The sequence below is a fragment of the Salinisphaera orenii subsp. halophila YIM 95161 genome (assembly GCF_003732545.1).
Taxonomy (GTDB): Bacteria; Pseudomonadota; Gammaproteobacteria; order Nevskiales; family Salinisphaeraceae; genus Salinisphaera; species Salinisphaera orenii_A.
The window spans coordinates 1-16,563 of the sequence record NZ_AYKF01000072.1; the positions used below are offsets into that span (position 1 = coordinate 1).

At 68.7% G+C, this 16,563-nt stretch carries 12 protein-coding genes and 1 tRNA gene; 8 read left to right on the forward strand and 5 right to left on the reverse strand.

Features of this window, described 5'->3' with window-relative positions; all coding sequences use genetic code 11:
- Positions 1-295: 295 nt before the first annotated feature.
- The 4 genes from SAHL_RS06945 (at position 296) to SAHL_RS18330 (ending at position 6,516) form a co-directional block, all read left to right on the forward strand.
- Positions 296-1,327 (forward strand): substrate-binding domain-containing protein, encoded by a 1,032-nt coding sequence (locus SAHL_RS06945; protein ID WP_123590684.1) that lies wholly within the window; start codon positions 296-298, stop codon positions 1,325-1,327.
- A complete protein-coding gene (locus SAHL_RS06950) occupies positions 1,324-2,832 on the forward strand; it encodes an ABC transporter permease (RefSeq protein WP_123590685.1) in 1,509 nt (502 codons plus the stop codon). Before SAHL_RS06945 ends, SAHL_RS06950 begins: the two co-directional genes overlap by 4 nt.
- 45 nt (positions 2,833-2,877) lie before the next feature.
- Positions 2,878-3,897, forward strand: coding sequence for an ABC transporter ATP-binding protein (locus SAHL_RS06955; protein ID WP_123590686.1), 1,020 nt, complete (start codon positions 2,878-2,880; stop codon positions 3,895-3,897).
- A 468-nt stretch (positions 3,898-4,365) separates the two neighbouring features.
- On the forward strand, positions 4,366-6,516 hold the full coding sequence (locus tag SAHL_RS18330) for a 5'-nucleotidase C-terminal domain-containing protein (RefSeq protein WP_123590687.1): 2,151 nt from the start codon (positions 4,366-4,368) through the stop codon (positions 6,514-6,516).
- A gap of 92 nt (positions 6,517-6,608) precedes the next feature.
- Here the strand turns inward: SAHL_RS18330 and SAHL_RS06965 are convergent.
- Positions 6,609-6,684 (reverse strand) — tRNA-Ala (locus SAHL_RS06965).
- Between the two features lie 49 nt (positions 6,685-6,733).
- Here SAHL_RS06965 and SAHL_RS06970 point away from each other — a divergent pair.
- Complete coding sequence (locus SAHL_RS06970) at positions 6,734-7,492, forward strand: TIGR04282 family arsenosugar biosynthesis glycosyltransferase (protein WP_123590688.1); 759 nt, start codon at positions 6,734-6,736, stop codon at positions 7,490-7,492.
- Here SAHL_RS06970 and SAHL_RS06975 read toward each other — a convergent pair.
- Together SAHL_RS06975 and SAHL_RS06980 are read right to left on the reverse strand one after the other, a co-directional pair.
- Entirely contained in the window at positions 7,434-8,762 is a 1,329-nt protein-coding gene (locus SAHL_RS06975) for a M14 family zinc carboxypeptidase (protein WP_184947471.1), read from the reverse strand. The genes SAHL_RS06970 and SAHL_RS06975 overlap by 59 nt on opposite strands.
- A 69-nt stretch (positions 8,763-8,831) precedes the next feature.
- Entirely contained in the window at positions 8,832-9,572 is a 741-nt protein-coding gene (locus tag SAHL_RS06980) for an LOG family protein (RefSeq protein WP_123590690.1), read from the reverse strand.
- 205 nt (positions 9,573-9,777) lie between these two features.
- Between SAHL_RS06980 and clpB the strand changes: the two genes are divergently transcribed.
- Positions 9,778-12,363 (forward strand): ATP-dependent chaperone ClpB, encoded by a 2,586-nt coding sequence (clpB, locus tag SAHL_RS06985; RefSeq protein ID WP_123590691.1) that lies wholly within the window; start codon positions 9,778-9,780, stop codon positions 12,361-12,363.
- 413 nt (positions 12,364-12,776) lie between these two features.
- Entirely contained in the window at positions 12,777-13,256 is a 480-nt protein-coding gene (locus SAHL_RS06990; protein WP_221177872.1) for a DUF411 domain-containing protein, read from the forward strand.
- A gap of 81 nt (positions 13,257-13,337) precedes the next feature.
- Here SAHL_RS06990 and SAHL_RS06995 read toward each other — a convergent pair whose 3' ends face one another.
- On the reverse strand, positions 13,338-14,300 hold the full coding sequence (locus tag SAHL_RS06995; protein WP_123590692.1) for an aldo/keto reductase: 963 nt from the start codon (positions 14,298-14,300) through the stop codon (positions 13,338-13,340).
- A gap of 28 nt (positions 14,301-14,328) precedes the next feature.
- Positions 14,329-15,606 carry an NTP/NDP exchange transporter gene (locus SAHL_RS07000; RefSeq protein ID WP_123590693.1) on the reverse strand — a complete coding sequence of 426 codons (1,278 nt, stop codon included), beginning with the start codon at positions 15,604-15,606 and terminating at the stop codon, positions 14,329-14,331.
- Between the two features lie 108 nt (positions 15,607-15,714).
- Here SAHL_RS07000 and SAHL_RS07005 point away from each other — a divergent pair, with 108 nt between their 5' ends.
- On the forward strand, positions 15,715-16,545 hold the full coding sequence (locus tag SAHL_RS07005) for an aldo/keto reductase (protein WP_123590726.1): 831 nt from the start codon (positions 15,715-15,717) through the stop codon (positions 16,543-16,545).
- The last annotated feature ends 18 nt before the right edge of the window (positions 16,546-16,563 follow it).

Sequence of the window (16,563 nt, forward strand, 5' to 3'; positions counted from 1 at the left end):
GCGCGATTTGAGGCCCAACCCTTCGGGACAAGCGCTGTGGTGCGGCAATCCAGTGCTGTCGCACGTTGACGCAGAATGACTGCGCGGCGCGTACGACGCCTCGTCTTGCCGCACCACAGCGCTTGGCGCGGGCTCGTGTGAGGTGTTGACAGGCCCTAGCACGCCGCTCGCAACACCGGCGCGGATCGCGGATATCGCGGCGTCGGGTATCCGCGGCCGCCCGAACACGCCCTCGCGCAGGCAAGCGGCCGGGCGGCCGCTCGCTTGCGTCTTTCGACCGCCACAGGGGCACATCATGCAACGTCGTCACTTTGTTCAGGGGGTTGCCGCACTCGGCCTGCTGTCGCCGTCGCGGCTGCTCGCGGCCGCCGCCGAATCCGGCGGTCCGGGCCCGGTCGGCGCGGATGCGCTGCCCGAGCTGGCGGGCCCGTTGACCGTCTATCTCGGTCGCGGCGAAGGCGGGCTCTACGACGACGTCGTCGCCGCGATCGAAAAGCGCAATCCTGCGCTCAAGCTCAAGATCCGGCGTGCGCCCTCCGCGGCGCTGGCCAACACCCTGCTCGCCGAATCCCGCGCCGGGGTCAAGCGCGCGGATTTGTTCTGGTCGATCGACGCCAGCTCGCTCGGCGCGGTCGCCGGCGCCGGTCTCGGCCGGCCGGTGCCGGACGATATCCAGGGCCAGATCAAGCCGGATTTCCGCTACGACGCGTGGGCCGCGGTGTCGGGCCGGCTGCGCACGGTGCCCTACAATCCGACACGCGTGTCGCGCGAGGCGATACCGGACGACATCATGGCGTTCGCCGACAGCGACCTGCGCATCGGCTGGGCACCGGCCTACGGCGCCTTCCAGTCCTTCGTGACCGCCATGCGCCTGCTGGCCGGCGAAGGCCCCACACGCAGCTGGCTGACCGGCGTCAACCGACACGCCAAGACCTACGCCGGGGAACTCGGCGTGGCCATGGGCGTGGCCCGCGGCGAGGTGGATGTGGGTTTCGCCAACCACTACTACACGCTGCGCCTGAAGAAGGGCCAGCCCGACGCCGACCTGGCTCTGGCCCTGACCGCAGGTGATGCGGGCAGCCTGGTCAACTCGTCGGGCGTGGTCCTGCTCGACGACAATCCGCTGGCGGCGAATTTCCTGCGTTATCTGCTGAGCCGCGAGGTCCAGTCCTATCTGGCCCGGGAGGCCTTCGAGATCCCGATGATCGCCGGCGTACCGGGGCCCGCGGGCCTGCCGACGCCGATCGAGCCCCCGGCCATCAATCTCACCCGGCTCGACGATCTCCAGCCCACGCTGGAACTGCTGCGGGAGACCGGCGTGCTATGAGGCGGACACGCGCCTCGCTGCTCGCGAGCCTCGCCGTCGCGACGGCAGCGCTCGCTCCCATCGCCGCGATCGCGACGCTCGCGCTGGGCGCCGACGTCGCCTTCGACATCCGCAGTCTCGGCATTCTGACGCATACCGTGCTGCTGGCCGGCCTGTCGGTCGCCGGCGCCGTGCTGCTCGGCGTGCCGCTGGCGGTGCTCACGACCTACGCTGATCTGCCGCTGCGCCGGCTCTGGGTCGCGGCCCTGGCCGCGCCGCTGGCCATCCCCAGCTATATCGGCGCCTTCGCCTATTTCGCGGCCTTCGGACCCGGCGGCGAGCTGGATCGTCTCATCGGGCTGCCCTCGCCGCGGATCGAGGGCCTGGCCGGATCCGCGCTCATCATGAGCCTCTACACCTATCCCTTCGTGCTGCTGTCCACGCGGGCCGCGCTGCAGAGCCTGGACGGCAGCGTGGTCGACGCCGCGCGGACGCTGGGCCTGTCGCTGCCGGCCGCGCTCTGGCACGTGGTGCTGCCCCGCGCACGCAACGGCATCGCCGCCGGCGCCCTGCTGGTCGCGCTCTACGCCCTGTCGGACTTCGCGACCCCCGCGATCATGGGGCTCGACACCTTCACACGCATGATCTACGTGGAGTACAACGCCTTCGGCCTCGATCGTGCCGCGATGATGTCACTGCAATTGCTTGCGCTGGTGGTCATCGTGCTGTGGCTGGAGGCCCGCGTGCGGGTGCGCCGCGAGCGCTTCGGCCGGCGCGTGCACCTGCCCCTGTCGACGGGCGCGCGGCGGCTCGCGCTGGCGGTGGCCGCGGCGGTGGTCATGGCCACCGTCGTCGTTCCGCTCGCCGTTTTCGGGCTGTGGCTCGCACGAGAGGGCGCGATAGGCTTCGAGGCGTCGTTCGCATTCAACTCCGCCTACGCCGCAGGTCTTGCCGCCGCGGTCACCCTCGTCGTGGCCGTGCCGGTGGCCCATGCCGCGACCACTGGCGGCCTCGGGCGTCTGTGCGAGCGCATCACTTATCTCGGCTTCGGGGTGCCGGGTATCGTCATGGGGACCGCACTTGTCTACATCGGCCTGCGGCTGCCGCTGCTCTACCAGACACTGGCGCTGCTGGTGCTGGCGTATGTCCTGCGCTTTCTGCCGCTGGCGGTCGGCGCCGTACGCGCCAGCAGCGATCGGGTGGAAGACAGCATGGTCGGCGCGGCGCGCAGCCTGGGCGCCGGCCCCGCCGAGGCCTTTCGACGGGTCAGCCTGCCGCTGATCCTGCCGGGGGTGATCGCGGCGGCTGCGCTGGTCTTTCTGGAGGCGATGCGCGAACTGCCGGCCACCCTGCTCCTGCGCCCGACCGGGTTCGACACCCTGGCCACCTATCTCTGGCGGGTCTACGATGCCGGACAGCTGGGCCGCGGCGCGGTGCCGGCGCTGGCGCTGGTGGCCATTTCCGCGGCGGCGCTGGCGATCATGCTCGCCGGCGAGTCGCGTCGCCGGCGGCTCACGCCACTCTAGACAGCCCCCCGGCCAATACACCGGGCCCGCGAGGAAGACCGCATCATGCTCGAGACACGTCGTCTGACCGTCCGGTACGGCCGCACCACCGCCGTCGACGCGCTGGATCTGGCGCTGGCGGACGACGAGATCGTGACCCTCGTCGGCCCGACCGGCTGCGGCAAGACGAGCGTGCTGCGCGCCGTCGCCGGTCTCCTGCCGCCGAGCGACGGCGAGATCCGGCTCGGCGCGCTCCGCATCGATGCCCGCCACGACGTGCCGCCGGAAAAACGCGGCGTCGGGCTGGTGTTCCAGGATTTCGCCCTGTTCCCGCATCTGAACGTTGCCGACAACGTCGCCTTTCGTCTGCGCGACCGCGGGCCCGCCGAGCACTGGATCGAGCGCCTCGGACTGGCGGCCCATCGGCAGGCCATGCCGGACACGCTCTCCGGGGGCCAGAAACAGCGCGTCGCCCTGGCCCGCGCGCTGGCCCACGCGCCCGCGCTGATGCTGCTCGACGAACCCCTCGCCAGCCTGGATGCCGCACTCAAGGCCGAACTGCGCTGGGAGATTCGCGACGTCCTGAAGGCCGCCGGCACACCGGCGCTGTGGGTCACCCACGATCAGACCGAGGCGCTGTCGGTCGGTGATCGCATGGGTGTCATGCACACGGGCCGGCTGGAGCAGATCGACACCCCGGACGTGTGTTTCCGGCTGCCGGCGACACGCTTCGTGGCCCGGTTTCTCGGCGATGCGGCCTTCGTGCCCGGGCGGCTGGAAGCCGACCGGCTGGTGACCGCCATCGGCCACGCCCCGGCGCCGCGCGACTGCACCGGCGAGCGGGTCGACGTGCTGGTGCGGCCCGATGATCTCTCGCTGCAGCCGGCCGCGGGCGGCGACGGCGGCAACGGCCATGTCGCCTGGGCCCGCTACGAAGGCGAGACCCGGCTCTACGGGATCGGCCTGGATCACGGCGAAACGCTGCGCGTGCGCACCAACCACGAGCACGACTACGCCCGCGGCATGCGTGTCGCCGCCCGGATCTGCGCCGGACATCCGCTAGCCGCGTTCCCACCGGGCGACTGACGCGCTCGCGGCGCGCCCGCCGCCACGGATCGGCAGACGCCCGCCACGCCCCCACCGGCGGTGGCCGCTCCGGCCAAGCCGGACGCCCCGGAGGCCCGACCCATCACCATGAGCGACGCGCTTCGCGCTGCCGCCAGCCGAATGGCGTTGACTCGGGGTTCGAAGACATACGCAGCGCCTCCGAACCGCGTTCGCGATAGCGATTCGCGATCGCGGCACGGGCGTTGCGTAGCCGGCCGCACGCCGCCGCTACCGCTGGCGAATCGGTCGCCAATCCGCGGATACCGAACCCCGGCCGCGGTCGCCCGTGTCTATCCACAGACTTGTGCACGGCAACTGGGGATAACACCGGCCAGCAGTCGACGCTGCCGGCCGGCGCCGACGTTTTCATCGCCGTGTCACCGGTCCGTCATCGGTGCGTCGCATGCGCGGACTAGCCTTGCCGCGATTCACGCAACGGGGGAACCGATGACTTCAAAGACACGCCGCGCGGGCCGGCTGCGCCCGCTTCTCATACTCGCGCTGCTCGCGGCCCTGGTCGGCTGCTCCGACAGCAACGACGACGCCGACATCGATCGTGACGAGGCCCCCGTCGGGGACGCGAGCTATCAACTGCAGCTGCTGCATTTCGCCGACATGGACGGCGCGACCGCCGCGCTCGATAACGTCTCCAACTTCTCGTCCCTGATCAACGCTTTCCGCGACGTGGACGAGCTGGGCGGCAACACTCTGGTGGTCAGCTCCGGCGACAACTACATTCCGGGACCACGTTTCTTCGCCGCCGGCGTGGACACCGAGCAGACCCGCGAGGCACTCGGCGTCCCCGGCAACGGCCGGGGCGACATCGTCTTCACCAACGCCTTCGGCACCGCCGCTTCCGCGGTCGGCAACCACGATCTCGATCAGGGCACCGAAACGTTCGCGGGGCTGATCGCCGCCGACGGCGACTATCCGGGCGCCGCCTTCCCGTACCTGTCGACCAATCTCGATTTTTCCACCGATTCGAATCTGGCGGATCAAGTCGTCGACGACGGCCAGAACCAAGAGGCCGGCGCCGGCGGACTGGCCGGCAGCACCACCGTCGAGGTCGGCGGCGAGACGATCGGTCTGGTCGGCGCGAGTACCCCGGCACTGGCCAGCATCACGTCGACGGGTGGGATCACGATCGCACCGTCCGAATTCGCGATGGACGAAGCCGGCTACGACGCCCTGGCCGCCGAGATCCAGCCCGCGGTCGACGCCCTGGTCGACGCCGGCATCGACAAGATCGTGGTGTTGGCGCACATGCAGCAGATCGCCATCGAGAAGGCACTGGCCGAGCGGCTCGCGAACGTCGACATCATCGTCGCCGGCGGCTCCAACACCCTCCTTGCCGACAGCGACGACGTGCTGCGCGACGGCGACAGCGCCGCCGACGACTATCCGCTCGCCTTCACCGGGCCTGACGGCTCGCCCACGCTGGTGGTCAACGTCGACGGCGACTACAAGTACCTCGGCCGGCTGGTCGTCGATTTCGACGACGCCGGCGTGCTGATCACCGACAGCCTGGACAGCAGCGACAACGGCGCCTGGGCCTCGACGGACGCGGTGCTCGAGATGCTCGCCAACCGGGGCCTCGACACGGCCGCCGACGGCACCGTGCTGGCGGTGCAGTCGGCGCTGCAGGACGTTCTGGCCGACCAGGACGGCAACGTTCAGGGCATCACCGACGTCTATCTGGACGGCCGTCGCGGCCAGGTGCGCACGGAAGAGACCAACCTCGGCAACCTCACCGCCGACGCCAACCTGTTCTACGCCCGCCGGGTCGAGCCGGACGTGCAGGTCTCGCTGAAGAACGGCGGCGGCATCCGCGATGCGATCGGTCAGGTGATCGTGCCGCCGGGCAGCACGGGCGATCCCGAACTCCGCCCGCCGCAGGCCAACGCATCCATCGGCAAGCCGGCCGGCGGCGTCTCCCAGTTCGACATCGCCGGCGCGCTGCGCTTCAACAACAGCCTGACGCTGATCACGGTCACCGCCGCGGAGCTGCGCGACATCATGGAGCACGCGGTGGCGGCCACGACCGACGGCGCCACGCCCGGTCAGTTTCCCCAGATCGGCGGGCTGCGTATCGCCTTCGACCCCGACCGCACCGCGCGCAGCGGCGGCCAGATGAACATGGGTTCGGCGACCAGCGGCAACCGCATCCGCGCCATGGTGCTCATCGACGACGCCGGCAACGAGACGACCCCCCTGGTGACCGACGGCTCGTTCGTGGTCGATCCCGACATGCCGATCCGAATGGTGCTGCTGGCCTTCACCGCGGCCTGCGTGCCCGGCGACAACTACGACGCGGGATCGCAGGAATGCGGCGACGCCTATCCGCTGACGGGGCTATCGGATCCGCAACGCCTCGACCTGGATCCGGCGACCGTCGAAGACCCCGACGCCGTGGACACGGCCTACGATCCCGGCCGCGCGGGCTTCGCCGCCACCGGCACCGAACAGGACGCCTTCGCCGAGTATCTTCAGGCGCGCTACAACCCCGCCAACGGCGGCAGCGCGTTCGCGATGCCGGAGACCGTGCCAGCCGATGACACGCGCATCGTCAATCTCGCCGCACGCCGGGCTGCGCAATAGCGCGGCGCCACTCGGCCGATTGGCGGGATAAGGCATCCCGACAAAAAAAGGCCCGGCGGGCGCAAAGCCTGCCGGGCCTTTATCTTGTTCGGTGGTGGAGCCGGGCGGAATCGAACCGCCGACCTTCGCATTGCGAACGCGACGCTCTCCCAACTGAGCTACGGCCCCTTTTTCTGGCTCACCTCCCGGCGAGCGAGCGGCGTATGATAGCAGCCTTATGTCTGTTGCCAACCCCTTGCCCGCCGATTCGCGGCAAACGATCGCGCCGGCCGAGGTGGCGATCGTCGTCTTCGCCAGAGCCCCGCGCCCCGGCCGCTGCAAGACCCGGCTCGCCGCCGCCGTCGGCGCACGCCGGGCGGCACGCATCTACCACGCGCTGCTGAGCCGGGCCGTGGCCGCGGCAAGCGAAACCGCGGCCGACCATGTCTATCTGGCCTGTGCGCCGGACACGCGGGATGCCCGCCTGCACGCCCTGGCGCATCGGCACGGCGCCACCCGTCTCCGCCAGCCGGACGGCGACCTGGGCGAGCGTATGCACGCGGCGGCCGGGCACGTTCTGCGTCGCCATGCCGCGGTGGTGCTCCTTGGAAGCGACCAGCCGATACTGGACGACGGCTGGTTCGCCGATGCCGTCGCCGCCCTGCAGCGGCCGGGACGCGCGTGGCTTGCGCCCACGTGCGACGGCGGCTACTGGGCGCTGGGCCTGCGGCACGCCGAAGCACGGCCGTTCCGAGGACCGGCGTGGAGCACGTCTCGGGTGGCGGCCCAGACCGAGCGACGCCTGCGCCGCTGCGGCTGGGCTGTCGATCGATACCCGCAGCGGCGCGACATCGACCACGGCCGCGACTGGCATCGGCTGTCCGGCCCGACGAAACACCTGCTGGCGCGTCGGGCCGTCCGCCCGCGGGCCGAGGAGGTCAGCCGGCGTCGTTCGAATCCGCGGCGTTGTCAGCGCGCGCCTGGCGAACGCTGCTGAAGTAGCGATCCAGCCAGCCGTTGAGATCGCGCCACATGCGTTCGAGCTCGGCATCGCCGGGCGGCTTGCGCGCGTGATCGAGCTCGACGGTGATGACCGGAATGCTGTTCATACGGGCGCCGAAGTTGCCGAGCGAGCCCGGATACACACCCAGCTGGTTGAGATCGAGCTGGCCGAGTTTGCGTGGCGCGGGAAAATCGCCGTCATAGTCGAGTACCCCGTACGGCGCATGCAGCGAGATGATCACGTCCGGGCGGAACGAGCGGATCTGCTCGACCAGCCACTCGTTCTCGGGCTCGCCGCCCGGATCCTCGCCGGGATAACGCCGTTTCTCGAACCCCACGCGACGCCAGTAGGCGCGTGATTTCTCGCTCCAGTCCGGGGTCGGCAGGTTTCGATTGAGGTCGACGCCGTTGGCATTGAGACGCGTGGCCGGCTCGTGAAAGACGCCATCCGGATTGAGCGTCGGTGCGACGCGCCAGTCGTAACGGGTGCCCTCTTCCGCCATCAGCTCCATCCAGCCGAACACCGTACCGATCGAACTGGGCTCGTCGCCGTGCGTGGCACTGATGAGCAGGACCCGACCGGCAGCCGGCCCCGAGCTGGCTGCGATCTCGCGCATGATCAGCGGACGGCCCTCGACCGAGCGACCACCAGTGTCACGATAGGCATCGCTCATGCATTCGGGCGACGATACGCCGACCACCCGCGCCTCAAGCTGCTTGCACCAATCCACGACCGCCTGGCTGCGCGGCCGCGGCGACAGCCGGGCGGTCTCCACCAGGCCGAGGGCGCCCTCGCGCGAGAGTGCGTTCACGAGATCGCCACTGCCTTGCCGGCCGCCGTCGCTGGATGTCGCCTCATCGTTCCCGTCGGCCGGGTCCGCCGGAATGATCCTTGGGGCCCCGCCCTCGCCCGACTCGGCGACGCGCCGATCACTCGTCTCATCTGAGTCATCGCCGCCGTCGCGCGCCGATTCGGCCCGGCCATCCCCTGTCGGGGCGCCTGCCGTCCCGGCCGAGGCCGGCGCCTCGACGATCCGCGTGTCCGCGGATTCCACCGCGGGCGCGTCACGCTCGGCGTCGGCGGACGACGCCGCCCCGCCGGTCTGCTCCGAGGCCGGAGTCCGCTGCGCATCGGCAACCCGGTCATCCCCGGCATCACCGCCCGACGGCGTCGACCAGCGCTCGGTCAGCATCACCGCGAACGCAGCGACAAGCACCAGGCTCGCGAGCCAGCCGAGCGCGAGCAGGCCCGGCCGTCGTCCCATGCCATGCATGCTCTTGATCTCGTTCCCCGTACGAAACCACCGCTTTCCCATGTCGCCCCTGTCGTATCTCTAGCCGTGGCGTTGCTGCGCCCGGGCCGTGCTCTCGTCAAGCGCATCGGTCAGGAACCGGTACGCCTCGTCGACCGTGTCCGCGCAATAGAACAGGTCCAGATCTGTATCGGCAATCAGACCGAGTTCCACAAACACGTCGAAATTGATCAGGCGCTGCCAGAAGTCGCGACCGTAGAGCACCACCGGGATCCGAGGCTGTTTGCCGGTCTGGATGAGCGTGAGCATTTCGAACAGCTCGTCCATGGTGCCGAAACCGCCGGGAAAGATGATCAGCCCCTTGGCGATGTTCATGAACCAGAACTTGCGCATGAAGAAATACTTGAACTCGAAGTTCAGCTGGTCGCTGACATAGGGGTTCGCCCCCTGTTCGTGCGGCAGTTCAATGTTGTAGCCCATCGACAGGTCGCGATCGACATCCGCCGCGCCACGATTGGCGGCCTCCATGATGCCGGGCCCGCCGCCCGTGCAGATGTAGTAGTGGTCGCACGGGGCGTGGGTGTCCTTGGTCCAGCGCGCCATGCGCGCGGCAAGGGACCGCGCCTCGCTGTAGAAATCGACCGACTCGGCCACCGGGTCCTTGTCGTGCGGGCGCAGACGCGCCGACCCCCAGAAGATCAGCGCCCGGTTGACCTCGAGCTTCGCCAGCCGGGTCCGGGGTTCGAGATATTCCGAGAGCACGCGTATCGGGCGTGCCTCGTCGCTGAGCATGAACTCGGCATCGTTGTAGGCCTTGGTCATCGAAGCCCCTGGAATCGAAAAGATGGAGTGTCGAAAGCGTCGCTCGCGCGAGTATATCAGCGCGTTCAGAGGCCTCGGGGCGCGTCGCGTATTGTATGTTTCAAACAGTGGTTGAAATGTCGCCCGGCGGACCTATTCATCAGGTCAAGCGATACGCGGCACGAAAGGACAGGCCGCGACCGAACAGGAGAGATCCAGAATGCGAATGGACAAGCTGACCAGCAAACTGCAGTCGGCGCTCGGCGAGGCCCAGAGCCTGGCGGTGGGCCGCGACCACAACGAAATACAGCCACAGCATCTGCTGACGGCCCTGCTCGACGCCGAGGGCGGCACCGTGCGGCCGCTGCTCGACGGCGCCGGGCTCGACGTACGGGCGATCCGCAATCAGTTGCTCAAGAGCCTCGACGATCTGCCGACCGTGGCGGATGCCAGCGGCGACGTCAGCCCCGGCCAGGCGCTGATGCGGGTGCTGAACCTGGCCGACAAGTTCGCCCAGAAGCGCGGCGATGCCTTCATCTCGAGCGAACTGGTGGTTCTGGCCATGCTCGAGGACAAGTCGGATACCGGCCGGATCCTCAAGAACGCCGGCGCGACCCGCGACGCCCTCGATGCCCAGATCGAGACCATGCGCGGCGGCGAGAACGTCAACGACGCCAACGCCGAGGAACAGCGCGGCGCGCTCGACAAGTACACCACCGATCTCACCGAGCGCGCCGAGCAGGGCAAGCTCGACCCGGTGATCGGGCGCGACGAGGAGATTCGCCGCGTCATTCAAGTGCTCTCGCGCCGGACCAAGAACAACCCCACCCTGGTCGGCGAACCCGGCGTGGGCAAGACCGCGATCGTGGAAGGCCTGGCCCAGCGCATCGTCAACGGCGAGGTGCCCGAGTCGCTGCGCGACAAGCGGGTGCTGGTACTCGACCTGGCCGCCATGATCGCGGGCGCCAAATACCGCGGCGAGTTCGAGGACCGCCTGAAGGGCGTGCTCTCGGATCTGGCCAAACAGGAAGGCCGCATCATCCTGTTCATCGACGAGATCCACACGCTGGTCGGCGCCGGCAAGGCCGAGGGCGCGATGGACGCGGGCAACATGCTCAAGCCGGCGCTCGCCCGCGGCGAACTGCACTGCATCGGGGCAACCACGCTCAACGAGTATCGCGAGAACATCGAGAAGGATGCCGCGCTCGAGCGCCGCTTCCAGAAGGTCATGGTCGACGAGCCGGACCTGGAGGACACGATCGCGATCCTGCGCGGGCTCAAGGAACGCTATGAAGTCCACCACGGCGTGGATATCACCGACGGCGCGATCATCGCCGCGGCCAAGCTCTCGCAGCGCTACATCACCGACCGCAAGCTGCCGGACAAGGCGATCGACCTGATCGACGAGGCCGCCTCCAAGATCCGGATCGAGATCGACTCCAAGCCGGAGGAACTCGATCGACTCGACCGGCGGCTGATCCAACTCAAGATCGAGAAACAGGCGCTGTCGAAGGAGTCGGACGACGGATCAAGGGCGCGGCTGGAGAAACTCGACGAGGAGATCGCCGATCTGGAACGCGAATACTCCGACCTCGAGGAAATCTGGAAGGCCGAGAAGGCCAGCGTCGCCGGGGCCGCGAACAAGCGCGAGGAACTTGACCAAGCCAAGCGCGATCTGGAAGCCGCGCAGCGCGCCGGCGACTACGAGCGTATGGCCGAACTGCAGTACGGCAAGATCCCGCAGATCCAACGCGAACTCGAGGAAGCCCAGGCCGCCGAAGAAAAGCCGACCGACCACAAGTTGCTACGCAACAACGTCACCGACGAGGAAGTCGCCGAGATCGTGTCTCGCTGGACCGGCATTCCGGTCAATCGCATGCTCGAGGCCGAGCGCGACAAGCTGCTGCGCATGGAGGATTCGCTGCACGAACGCGTGATCGGTCAGAACCAGGCCGTGACCGCCGTTTCGGACGCGATCCGGCGCTCGCGGTCCGGTCTGTCCGACCCGAATCGGCCGATCGGCTCGTTTCTGTTCCTCGGCCCGACCGGCGTGGGCAAGACCGAGTTGTGCAAGGCGATCGCGAACTTCCTGTTCGACACCGAGTCCGCGATGGTGCGCATCGACATGTCCGAGTTCATGGAGAAACACTCCGTGGCCCGGTTGATCGGCGCCCCGCCAGGCTATGTCGGCTACGAACAGGGTGGCTATCTGACCGAGGCGGTGCGGCGCAAGCCCTACTCGGTGATCCTGCTCGACGAGGTCGAAAAGGCCCATCACGACGTGTTCAACGTACTGCTGCAGGTGCTCGACGACGGCCGCCTGACCGATGGTCAGGGGCGCACGGTGGACTTCCGCAACACCGTTATCGTGATGACATCGAATCTGGGCAGTCAGCTCATCCAGGAACTGTCCGATTCGGGCTACGAGACGATGAGGGAATCGGTGATGGAGGTCGTCGCGCAGCATTTCCGGCCCGAGTTCATCAATCGCATCGACGAGTCGGTCGTGTTCCATCCGCTGGAGCAGAACGAGATCCGCAAGATCGCGCGCATCCAGATGCGTGAACTCGAAGCCCGGCTGGCCGAGCGGGAACTCACGCTGGATATCAGCGATGCGGCCCTGGACCGGCTCGCCGAGGCCGGCTTCGACCCGGTCTACGGCGCCCGCCCGCTCAAGCGCTCGATCCAGACGCTGGTGGAGAATCCGCTGGCCCGACGGATCCTCGCGGGCGATTTCGTGGCCGGCGACACCGTGCACGTGGATCTCGGCGACGGGGACGCGCAGGGCCTGGCCTTCGACAAGGCGGCCTGAGCGCGTCGCCGAACGGCGCTGTCCGAGTCGTCACGCCCGCGGCACCCGCCGCGGGCTTTTTCGTGCGCACCGGCGCCACCTGACGCGCGGCGTTTCGACCGTTGCCATCACGGCGTCGGCCTCGAGCCGCGCGCTCACCCGAGACGCCGGGAGTGTCTCAGCCGACACCGGCGGCCAACAGGCCGCGGCGTCGACGTCGCTCGATCGGCTCTGCCGACACGGTGGCGACGGCGAGCGCGCCGCGAGGGCGCGTCGTAATGACGCGCCCCTCCCCGGCGGCCGCGGGCTGACAGTCGCGCCGCGGATCGGCCCGGGCGCAGCGCCGCCCGCCGTTTTTCGCTACATTCGCCGAAGCCAGACAACGATCGTCCGCGTCTGCGTCGTCGCAGCCGCTCAACAGGAGGGAAAACGCCGTGACTCGCTTCAACTACGGTCGCCGCAGAATCGTCCGGGCCGGGTTCGGCCTGGCGCTGGCCGGGGCGCTGCCACTCACCGGCTTCGCCCGCGCGGCCGATGACGCGCCCGAAATCCGCGTCTACAAGGATCCGGACTGCGGCTGCTGCAGCGCCTGGATCGATCATCTGAACGCCAGCGGTTTCGCGGCGACCGGCGAGAACCGGTCCGACATGGCCGCTATCAAGGCACGCTTCGGCGTACCGCCGACGTTGCGCGCCTGCCACACCGCGGTCGTCGACGAATACGTCGTCGAGGGCCACGTGCCCGCCGCCGACATACGCCGCCTGCTCGCCGAGCGACCGCGCGCACGCGGTCTGGCCGTACCCGGCATGCCACTCGGCTCGCCGGGCATGGAGGCCGGCGGTCGACGCGAGGCCTTCAGAACCTGGCTGCTCGGCGCCGATGGCGCGACCGTATTCGAGGAGCATCCCGCCTAGCCGACGCCTGAATCGTCCGCCCCGACCGGCCCGCCCGATGCCCAGCCGCGCCGCTGGCATGCGCGGGACGCCGGGCGTCGACTAGAGATCCCGGATCGTATCGCGCATGCGCTTGCGCATCGCGGCATCCGGCAGCGCGCCGTAGCCGGCGTGCATGTTGTCGACCAGATGCTCCGGATCGCTGGTTGCCGGAATCACCGCCGTGACTGCCTCGTTCGCCAGCACGTATTTGAGCGCGAACTGGGCCCAGGAATTGCAATCGAACTCGCGTGCATAAGCGGGCAGCTCCTGATCGCCGACCCGACCGAAGATCGCGCCGTCATTGAAGGCACGGTTAACCAGCACGGCGATGCCGCGATCGGCGGCCAGCGGCAACAGCCGCTCCTCGGCCTCGGGCGTCATGATCGAATAGTTGAACTGGACAAAGTCCATGTCCTTGCTCGACATCTGGTGCTCGAGTTCATCGAACGCGCTGGTCAGGTAATGGGTGAGGCCGATGTAGCGCACCCGACCCTCGTCCTTGAGCTGCTTGAGCGTTTTCCACTGACTCTCGAGGCCGATGAAGTTGTGGATCTGGAGCAGATCGATCGGTTCGCCGAGCTTGTCGATCGACGCCCGGAACTGGTCCAGCGTCTGCTCGCGGCTATCCTTGCGCACCTTGGTGGCCATGAACAGCTCGTCGCGCACGCCAGTCTCGCGCGCTACCTCGCCGATGTGGGTCTCGGCCCGGCCGTACGACGGCGACGTGTCCACGAGCGTGCCGCCCATGGCCACGAACTGCTTCATCACCGTGCGCAGCGCCTCGGCGTTGTCGGAGGTCATCCGCTCGTAGGAGCCGGACGAGCCCATGCCCACGACCGGCACCTGCTCGCCGGTCGCAGGAATGGCGCGCTGGCGCATGCGCTGCTCGGCGTTGTCATCGCCCGCACCGGCGGCCAGCGATAGCTGCCAGGGCGCCAGCGCCAGGCCGGCGCCGGCGGCGCCGGCCTGCAGCACGCGGCGGCGCGTGACATATCGGTCCGCAGTCGTTTGGTTGTCCGTCATGGTGTCGTCCCTCCGCAGGGTGTTGGCTTCAGTCCGCCGTGTTCTCACCCAGCCCGTCCTCGCGGCGCCGGCGGGCGCGGCCGAGTGCGAGTCCGAGCACGGCCCAGAGCCCGGCCAGCGGCACGGCCGTGAAGGCCAGTGCGGACAGTCCGAGCCCGATCGCCGAGAGGCCGGTGAACAGCCAGCCGGACGCCGCGTCGCCGCCGCGATAGACCACTGTGTCGATGAAGTTCTTGGCCTTGTACTTGTCCTCGGGGCTGACCACGGAGAACAGCATCTCGCGCGCCGGCTTGGTGATCGCGTAGTTGCCCGCGCGCCGCACCACCTGAAACACGACGAGCACCGCCAGTGTCGGCGCGAGCCCCAGCATGCCGAAACCCGCGGCCACGGCCAGCGGAATCAGCGCGAGCGCCACCGGCAGGCCCAGCCAGGCGACCAGGCGCGCGGTGGCGAAGAACTGCAGCCCGAGTGTGAGCGCGTTGGTGATCAGATCCATCACCGCGAACACCTGGGTGCGCTGACCGCTGTCGGCGAAGGCGTCCTCCACGATTCGCGCCTGCTCGAAATAAAGGAACGTGGACAGCGTCGAATACAGGACGATGAAGCCGCAGATGCCCAGGAGATACGGCGACCGCGCGACGTGGGTCGCTCCCGCCCAGACGCTCTCGCGCACGCGATCGGCACGGGCGCGCACGCCGCCGGTTCCGGCCCAGTGCATGATCACCAGCGCACAGACCACGGCCGCGCCCAGCAGCACCGCCGAAAGCGGCAGCAGGTTGGTCGGGCCGACGCGCTCGGCCAGCACCGCGGTCAGCCCCGGCCCGACGATCGCCCCGAGGCTGCCGCCGGCGGCGATCAGGCCGAACAGCCGCAGGGCCTGCGTCTGCGAGAACACGTCGTTCATCACGCTCCAGAACAGCGAGATGACGAACAGATTGAACACGCTGACCCAGATGAAGAACGCCCGCGCGGTCCACTCCGGCGCCACGCCGGCCCGCAGCAGCGCGAAGAAGACCAGTAGATTGACGATGAAGAAGCCGTAGCTCGCGATCACCAGCCCCCGGCGCGAGAAACGTCCGACCGCCCAGCCGAAGGCCGGCACCACCGCCAGCATGAGCACGAAGGTGCCGGTGAAGACCCACGCCAGCGCGTCCACGCCGCCCTGAATCCCCATTTCATCGCGCACCGGTCGCAACACGTAATAGCCGGACAGCAGAAAGAAGAAATACGCGAACGACCAGACTACGGGCGTGAGCTCGCCCGGCTCCAGTTTCAGCGCCGTCGCCATGCGTCCCGCTACCGCCATGGTGTCTCCGTGTCGACGGTCATCCGGACCGCATCGACGAATCGTTGAATCGTTGAATCGCCAGTAACAGACCTTACCTAAAACACCGTGTCCTCACAGGAGCAGACGATGCAGTACGTCAACGCCAACGGCGCGACGATTCCGGCGCTCGGTTTCGACACCTTCGAACTCGCCCCGGCCGACGCCGAAGCGATGGTCGCGCACGCACTCGGGGCCGGTTATCGCCATATCGACACCGCCCAGATGTACAACAACGAGGAAGCGGTCGGCCGCGGTCTCAAGGCCGGCGGCGTCGAACGCGGCGACCTCTTCCTGACCACCAAGGTCTGGACCGATCGCTTCAACGACGGCGACCTGCAGGCCTCGGTGCGCGAAAGCCTGGCCCGACTCGACACCGATTACGTCGACCTGCTGCTGCTGCACTGGCCCAATCCGGACGTCGCGCTCGACGAGACCATCGCCGCGCTCAACGACGTCCGCGCCCAGGGTCTGGCCCGGCACATCGGCGTGAGCAACTTCACCACGCCGCTGATCGACGCGGCCGTGACCCATTCGAGCGCGCCGCTGGTCACCGATCAGGTCGAGTACCATCCCTTTCTCGATCAGCGCCCGGTGCTGGACCGGCTGGCCCACCACGGCATGGCACTGACCGCCTATTGCCCGCTGGCGCAGGGCCGCGTCTTCCGCGAGCCGACGCTGGAGCGGATCGGTCGGGCGCACGGCAAGAACGGCGGCCAAGTCGCCCTGCGCTGGCTGCTCCAGCACGATGACGTCGTCGCGATCCCACGCTCAACCCGGCCGGCGCATATCGAGAACAACTTCGAGGTCTTCGACTTCGAGCTCACCGAAGAGCAGATGCGCGAGATCGCCGGCCTGCACACCGCCGATGGCCGCATCATCGATCCCTCGTTCGCCCCGGACTGGGACACCGCGGCCTGAAGGCCGCGTTCGGCGCCC